At 68.2% G+C, this 7,156-nt stretch carries 7 protein-coding genes; 3 read left to right on the top strand and 4 right to left on the bottom strand.

Going from position 1 to position 7,156, the window contains the following annotated elements; genetic code table 11:
- Both AC27VN_RS27755 and proV read right to left on the bottom strand, forming a co-directional pair.
- Window positions 1-1,007: ABC transporter permease subunit (locus tag AC27VN_RS27755; protein ID WP_490878618.1), on the bottom strand; the 1,007-nt coding region annotated here is incomplete at its 3' end.
- 28 nt (window positions 1,008-1,035) lie between these two features.
- On the bottom strand, window positions 1,036-2,298 hold the full coding sequence (gene proV / locus AC27VN_RS27750; protein WP_490878617.1) for a glycine betaine/L-proline ABC transporter ATP-binding protein ProV: 1,263 nt from the start codon (window positions 2,296-2,298) through the stop codon (window positions 1,036-1,038).
- A gap of 514 nt (window positions 2,299-2,812) precedes the next feature.
- Here proV and fumC point away from each other — a divergent pair.
- Window positions 2,813-4,210: a class II fumarate hydratase gene (gene fumC / locus AC27VN_RS27745; protein ID WP_093344199.1), complete on the top strand. Its 1,398-nt coding sequence runs from the start codon at window positions 2,813-2,815 to the stop codon at window positions 4,208-4,210.
- 64 nt (window positions 4,211-4,274) lie between these two features.
- Here fumC and AC27VN_RS27740 read toward each other — a convergent pair whose 3' ends face one another.
- Window positions 4,275-4,892, bottom strand: a complete 618-nt coding sequence (locus AC27VN_RS27740) for an NAD(P)-dependent oxidoreductase (RefSeq protein WP_093344198.1) — start codon at window positions 4,890-4,892, stop codon at window positions 4,275-4,277.
- Window positions 4,893-5,005: 113 nt separating this feature from the next.
- On the opposite strand from AC27VN_RS27740, the gene AC27VN_RS27735 reads away from it, so the two are divergent.
- Window positions 5,006-5,923: a LysR family transcriptional regulator gene (locus AC27VN_RS27735; RefSeq protein WP_490878616.1), complete on the top strand. Its 918-nt coding sequence runs from the start codon at window positions 5,006-5,008 to the stop codon at window positions 5,921-5,923.
- A 7-nt stretch (window positions 5,924-5,930) separates the two neighbouring features.
- Here AC27VN_RS27735 and AC27VN_RS27730 read toward each other — a convergent pair whose 3' ends face one another.
- Window positions 5,931-6,557, bottom strand: a complete 627-nt coding sequence (locus AC27VN_RS27730) for a YqhA family protein (RefSeq protein WP_093344195.1) — start codon at window positions 6,555-6,557, stop codon at window positions 5,931-5,933.
- Window positions 6,558-6,730: 173 nt separating this feature from the next.
- On the opposite strand from AC27VN_RS27730, the gene AC27VN_RS27725 reads away from it, so the two are divergent.
- The coding region (locus AC27VN_RS27725; protein WP_490878615.1) for an acetyl-coenzyme A synthetase N-terminal domain-containing protein at window positions 6,731-7,156 on the top strand (426 nt) is incomplete at its 3' end.

Raw genomic sequence — 7,156 nt, 5'->3', positions numbered from 1 at the left:
GCGAGCAGCACGATGCCCAGGCCGCCGACGGTGGCCAGGCCCATGTCGAGCCGGCCGATGCCGCGCAGCACCATCTGGCCCAGGCCGCCCACGGCGATCATCGAGGCGATCACCACCATCGACAGCGACAGCATCAGCGCCTGGTTGATGCCGGCCATGATCGAGGGCATGGCCAGCGGCAGCTTCACCTTCACCAGCATCTGCCAGGGCGAGGCGCCATAGGCGCGCGCGGCCTCGATCAGGTCGGGCCGCACCTGGCGCAGGCCGAGGTTGGTCAGGCGCACCAGCGGCGCCAGCGCGAACACGATGGTCACGATCACGCCCGGGACGTTTCCGATGCCGAACAGCATCACCACCGGCACCAGGTAGACGAAGGCCGGCGTGGTCTGCATCGCGTCAAGCACCGGGCGCATCACGCGCTGGGCCCGGTCGCTGCTGGCCAGCAGCACGCCCAGCGGCAGGCCGATGACCATGCAGAAGACCAGCGAGGTCAGCACCAGCGACAGCGTGACCATGGCCTCGGGCCAGATGCCCAGCATCGCCACCAGCAGCAGCGCGACGGTGCTGCCGATGGCCAGCGCGCGGCCCGCGAACTGCCAGGCCAGGAGACCGATCAGCGCGATCATCGCGAGCGTCGGCAACCCGGTCAGCAGGCTTTGCACCGAGTTCAGGGTGCTGTCGATCGGCAGCCGCACGGTCTGGAAGAAGGGGCGGAAATGCTCGACCACCCAGCCCAGGCCCTGGTTGATCCAGGACTCGACCGGCAGCGAGCCGTCCCAGAGGCGGTGCAGTTGGAAGCCGGCGGCATCGGCCTGGCCGGCGAGCTGGTGCGCGGCGTCTTGCGGCACGGGCGCGTCGAGCCAGGCGCTGGTGGCCGCGGGATCGGGCGCGGCCGACAGGGCCTCCCAGGGGTCGAGCGCGACGGGCGCCGGCGCGGGCTGTTGCGCCAGCGCGGCGGCGGCATCGTTGGCGGTGGCGAGGTCGGAGGGCAGGGTGGTGTCGTTCATCTTCTCGGCGGTTCCTTCGAAATCGGGTTCAGGCCAGGACATGGGCAGGGGTGGCGCTCGCGGCGGGCGCGGGCGGCAGCGCGGGATCGATCGGCGGCGTGTCGCGATCGAGGAACTTCAGCAGCGTGGTCTTGCTGATCGCGCCGCAGAAGCGGCCGTCGGCCGCCACCACCGGCACCGCGCAGGGCGCCTGGCCCACCTGGCCGATCAGTCCGGCCACGGGCGCGTCGGCCTCGATCGTGCCGAGGTCGGCGAGGAACGCATGGCGCAGGCCCAGCGGTCCCGAATGGCCGTCGAGCGCGGCGCGCAGCGTGTCGGCGGAGACCGTGCCGAGGTAGCGCCGGTCGGGGCTGGTCACGTAGGCGAAGTCGCGGTCCTGGTCTTCCAGCAGCTTGAGCGCCGCGCGGGCGCCGCGCTCGGGGTGTTCGCAGACCACGGTCAGCGGCTTGCGCGCGATGTCGGCGGCCTTGAACACGGCCGCCGCGTCCACGCCGCGCACGAAGCTGCGCACGTAGTCGTTGGCCGGGCAGCGCAGGATCTCGTCCGGCGTGCCGACCTGGATCACCTGGCCGTCCTTCATGATCGCGATGCGGTCGCCGATGCGCATCGCTTCGTCGAGGTCGTGCGAGATGAAGACGATGGTGCGGCGCTGCTGCTGTTGCAGCCGCAGCAACTCGGACTGCATCTCGGTGCGGATGATCGGGTCGAGCGCCGAGAAGGCCTCGTCCATCAGCAGGATCGAGGGATCGGAGGCCAGCGCGCGCGCCAGGCCCACGCGCTGCTGCATGCCGCCCGAGAGCTCGTCGGGATAGCTGTCGCCCCAGCCCGCCAGCCCCACCTGCGCGAGCGCGAGGTCGGCCTGCGCCAGGCGCTCCTTCTTGCCGGTGCCCGACAGCTCGAGCCCGAAGGCCGTGTTCTCGCGCACCGTCATGTGCGGCATCAGCGCGAAGGACTGGAACACCATGCTGATGTCCTTGCGGCGCAGCGCGCGCAGCCTGGCGTCGGAGTGTTCGTTGATGTCGGCGCCGTCGATCACGATGCGGCCCGCGGTCGGCTCGATCAACCGGTTCAGCAGTCGCACCAGCGTCGACTTGCCCGAGCCCGACAGGCCCATGATCACGAAGATCTCGCCGGCCTGGATCTCGAAGGTGGCATCGAACACGCCGATCGACTGGCCGGTCTTGGCGAGGATCTCCTTCTTCGACAGACCTTGGCGCACCAGCGCCAGCGCGTCGTCGGGCGCGTCGCCGAAGACCTTGAAGACGTGGTCGATGAGAATTCCTTTGGCCATATGCCGGGCTCCTTGTGCGAAGGTTGGACGGGCGCCGTTCCGCCTGGAAGCGGGACGGCAGCGGCCACGCCATCAGCCGATGGCTGCCGGAAGGCACTGAGGACGACATGGCGACGAAACCAGTGCCCGCCGGATGCTTCGCTCGCGGGCAACGGGCCTGGTCGAGGGGCGCCGCCTGGAGAAGCGTGACGTGGCAGTGGGGCCGGAACTATCCGGCCGGTGTGCCGGGCTGGGCCCGGCGGGAGAACCTGCACCGCGACGGGATTCGAAGATCCGCGAGTAGTGCCGGTGGGAGCTGCAGCGTCATCCCGCAACGGGTTCGTAATGACTTGCAGGTCCGCGAAAGACGATGATTATAACTTTTTGACATGAAGCATGTCAATCCGCCGCCTGCGAACGGCTGTAGTCTGGAACGCAATGGCCGCGTCAGATGAGAGCCATTCTTATCGGGCGATACTCGGGGCCGCGTCCGGCGAGCGGGCGCACCCCTTTTCAAGACTGCGGAGCTTTTCTCATGACGACTTCCCCCAAGACCCGTGCCGAGCGCGACACCTTCGGACCGATCGACGTGCCGGCCGACAAGCTGTGGGGCGCGCAAACGCAGCGCTCGCTGCAGAACTTCGACATCTCGGGCGAGCAGCAGCCGCGCGAGATCATCAAGGCCCTGGCCCAGGTCAAGCGCGCATCGGCCGTGGTCAACCACGCGCTGGGCCTGCAGGACGAGAAGAAGACCCACGCCATCGTGGCGGCAGCCGACGAGGTCATCGCCGGCAAGCATCCGGGCGAATTCCCGCTGGTGGTCTGGCAGACCGGCTCGGGTACGCAGACCAACATGAACGTCAACGAGGTGCTGGCCAACCGCGCGAGCGAACTGCTGGGCGGCGAGCGCGGCGAGGGCCGCCTGGTGCATCCCAACGACGACGTGAACCGCAGCCAGTCGAGCAACGACGTGTTCCCGACCGCGATGCACGTGGCGGCCGTCGAGGCCATCACCCACAAGCTGCTGCCGGCCATCGCCAAGCTGCGCGGCACGCTCGAGCAGAAGTCGAAGGACTTCGCCGACATCGTGAAGATCGGCCGCACCCACCTGCAGGACGCCACGCCGCTCACCCTGGGCCAGGAGTTCTCGGGCTACGTGGCGCAACTCGCGCATGGCGAGGCGCACGTGCGCGCCGCGCTGCCGCACCTGAGCGAACTGGCGCTGGGCGGCACGGCCGTGGGCACCGGCCTCAACGCGCCCAAGGGCTATGCCGAGCAGGTGGCGGCCGAGCTCGCGAAGCTCACCGGCCTGCCGTTCGTGACCGCGCCGAGCAAGTTCGAGGCGATGGCCAGCGTCGATGCGCTGGTGCATGCCCACGGCGCGCTCAAGACCCTGGCCGCCAGCATGAACAAGATCGCCAACGACGTGCGCTGGCTCGCGAGCGGCCCGCGCAGCGGCATCGGCGAGCTGAGCATTCCCGAGAACGAACCGGGCTCGTCGATCATGCCGGGCAAGGTCAACCCGACCCAGAGCGAGGCCGTCACGATGCTGGCCGCGCAGGTGTTCGGCAACGACGTGGCCATCAACATCGGCGGCGCCTCGGGCAACTTCGAGCTCAACGTATTCCGCCCGATGGTGGCCCACAACTTCCTGCAGAGCGTGCGCCTGTTGGCCGACGGCATGGTGAGCTTCAACGACCACTGCGCCGTGGGCATCGAGCCGAACCGCGAGCGCATCACCGAGCTGGTGCAGCGTTCGCTGATGCTGGTGACCGCGCTCAACACGCACATCGGCTACGACAAGTCGGCCTACATCGCGAAGAAGGCGCACAAGGAAGGCACCAGCCTGCGCGAGGCCGCGATCGCCTCGGGCCACCTCACGGCCGAGCAGTTCGACCAGTGGGTGGTGCCCGAGAACATGACGGGCCGCTGAGTCGAGCCTGCCCCATGCAAAAAGGACCCGTGAGGGTCCTTTTTTCGTTGGGCGACGGGTGGGTTCAGTACCCGATCGTGTAGCGCTGGCGCGAGTGCGCGGGCTTCTCGAGCTCGTCGATAAAGGCGATCGCGTAGTCCTCGAACGTGATCCAGCTGCGGCCCTCGGCGCTGACCAGCAGGTCGTTCTGGCCGAGGCGGAACTTGCCGGTGCGTTCGCCTTCGACGAATTCGGCCGAGGGCGATAGGAAGGTCCAGTCGAGTTCCTTCTCGGCGCGCAGCGCCTCGAGGAACACGCCACCGGCCGAGGCCTCGGCCTTGTAGGCCTCGGGGAAGTTCGGTGTCTCGATGACCTTGAGGCCCGGTGCCGCGAACAGGCTGCCGGCGCCGCCGACCACCAGCAGGCGCTTCACGCCCGCGCGCTTCGCGGGTTCGATGATGGCCGTGGGCGGCACGGTCGCGAAGTGGGCGGCGCTGAACACGGCGTCGTGGCCGGCCAGGGCCTTCTCGAGCGCGGCGCCGTCGAGCACGTCGAGGTCGACGGCCTTGACGTTGGCGCGGTCGGCGAGCTTGGCGCTGGCATGGCGCGCGATGGCCGTGACCGTGTGGCCGCGGCGCAGTGCTTCTTCGAGGAGGCGGCCGCCGGCGCGACCGGTGGCGCCGATGATGGCGATATGGCTCATGGAGGACTCCTTGGAACGAGCGATGGGAAGAGGGCGATGAGGCTCATCTTAGGTTTCTCATTTCGAAAGAAATACCTCGAAATTCGCGCTTCTTTATTCCTAAAATCGTTCGAATGGACCGTCTCAACGCAATGCGCGTCTTCGTGACCGTGGTCGACGCGGGCAGCCTCTCGGCCGCCGCCGACAAGCTTGACATGTCGCGCCCCGTGGTCACGCGCTACGTCGCCGAGCTCGAGCAATGGACCGGCGCGCGGCTGCTGCATCGCACCACCCGGCGCCTGAGCCTCACGGCCGCGGGCGAGGAGCTGCTGCCGCGCTGCCGCCAGGTGCTGGAGCTCGCGGGCGACATGCAGGCCGCGGTGCGCCATCCGGCCGAGGCGCCGCGCGGGCAGTTGCGCATCACCACCGGCACCTCGTTCGCGCAGGCGCAACTGGCCGACGCGATCGCCGACTACGTGCGGCTCTATCCGGGCGTGATGGTCGACCTGGTGCTGCTCGACCGCACCGTGAACCTGGTCGACGAGCGCATCGACCTCGCGATCCGCACCGCGGCCGAGATCGATCCCAACCTGATCGCGCGCCGGCTCACGGACTGCCGCTCGGTGGTCTGCGCCTCGCCGGCCTACCTGGCCGAGCACGGCACGCCGCAGCGCGTGGACGAACTCGCGCAGCGCAACTGCCTCACGCATTCCTACTTCGGCCACAGCCTCTGGAGCTTCACGCGCAAGAGCGACGGCGCGCCGGTGTCGGTGGCCGTGGACGGCAACGTGTCGGCCAACGATGCGGCCAGCCTGATGTGCCTGGCGCGCGCGGGCGCGGGCATCGCGATGCTGCCGACCTACCTGACGGCGCCGCTCGTGCACGGTGGGGAGCTGGTGCCGCTGTTCCCCGATTTCGAGCCGCAGGTGGTGGGCATGTACGCGGTCTACACCTCGCGCAAGCACATGCCGGCCACCTTGCGCACCATGCTCGATTTCCTGGCGCAGCGCTTCACCGAAGTGCCGGCCTGGGACCTGCCGCTGGCGGCCTGAACGACGCTCAGTGGTCGGCCGGGGGATGCGCCATCAGCCGGTCGGTGAAGGCGATGGCCATGGCCGAGAGCAGGAAGGCGACGTGGATCACCGTCTGCGCGATCAGCACCTTGTCGGTGTAGTTGTCGGCGTTGATGAAGGTCTTGAGCAGGTGGATCGAGCTGATGCCGATGATGGCGGTGGCCAGCTTGACCTTGAGCACCGAGGCGTTCACGTGGCTCAGCCACTCCGGCTGGTCGCGGTGGCCCTCGAGGTCCATGCGGCTCACGAAGGTCTCGTAGCCGCCCACGATCACCATGATCAGCAGGTTCGAGATCATCACCACGTCGATCAGCGCCAGCACCACCAGCATGATCACCGTCTCGTTGAGCGCGGCCACCGGCGCGGTGGTCTTGTAGCCGATGCTGTTGATCAGCGCCTGCAGCGCGGTCTGGCTGCCGAACGCGGCCTCGACCAGGTGCAGCAGCTCGACCAGGAAATGCACCACGTAGACCGCCTGCGCCACGATCAGTCCCAGGTACAGCGGCAGCTGGAGCCAGCGGCTCGCGAAGATCAGCCGTGGCAGCGGGCGCAACGGAGAGGTGCGGGCGTGAACGGGCATGTTCCGGGGATCGAAGGGGTCGGGGGAGGACATCGAGGGGGCGTGTGTGACGGGGAGCGCGATTCTAGGGGTGTCCCGGTGACGCACTCGTGATAACCCCCCGCTCTAACATCGGGGGTCCGTCAGCAGCACGCCGGTTCGGCGTCAGTGGCCCGTAAGTGGTCGCGCCGACATTACGGCCGCAATTCATCCAGGAGACACGAGACATGAGCAGCGCATCGAAGAACATTGAATCCGTCCTGGTCGAGAACCGCGTGTTCCCGCCCGATGCCCGCGCCACCGAAGGCGCCCGCATTTCCGGCATGGCCGCCTATGAGGCCCTGTGCAAGGAAGCGGAACAGGACTTCGAAGGCTTCTGGAGCCGCCAGGCCACGACCCACCTGCAGTGGACGAAGCCCTTCAGCAAGATCCTCGACGAGTCGAACGCGCCGTTCTACCAATGGTTCGGCGACGGCGAACTCAACGCCAGCGCCAACTGCCTCGACCGTCACATCGGCACGCCCGTCGAGAACAAGACCGCCATCGTCTTCGAAGCCGACGATGGCACCGTCACGAAGGTCACCTACAAGGAACTGCTCGCGCGCGTGAGCCAGTTCGCCAATGCACTCAAGGCGCAGGGCATCCAGAAGGGT

This window comes from Variovorax sp. 20P10.2.4, from assembly GCF_058244205.1.
This window is presented reverse-complemented; position numbering and strand designations above follow the sequence as displayed.

Excerpts from the sequence above, each read along its gene's own strand:
- fumC (WP_093344199.1), top strand. The coding sequence starts at position 2,813 with ATGACGACTTCCCCCAAGACCCGTGCCGAGCGCGACACCTTCGGACCG.
- proV (WP_490878617.1), bottom strand. The coding sequence starts at position 2,298 with ATGGCCAAAGGAATTCTCATCGACCACGTCTTCAAGGTCTTCGGCGAC.
- AC27VN_RS27740 (WP_093344198.1), bottom strand. The coding sequence starts at position 4,892 with ATGAGCCATATCGCCATCATCGGCGCCACCGGTCGCGCCGGCGGCCGC.
- AC27VN_RS27730 (WP_093344195.1), bottom strand. The coding sequence starts at position 6,557 with ATGTCCTCCCCCGACCCCTTCGATCCCCGGAACATGCCCGTTCACGCC.
- AC27VN_RS27735 (WP_490878616.1), top strand. The coding sequence starts at position 5,006 with ATGGACCGTCTCAACGCAATGCGCGTCTTCGTGACCGTGGTCGACGCG.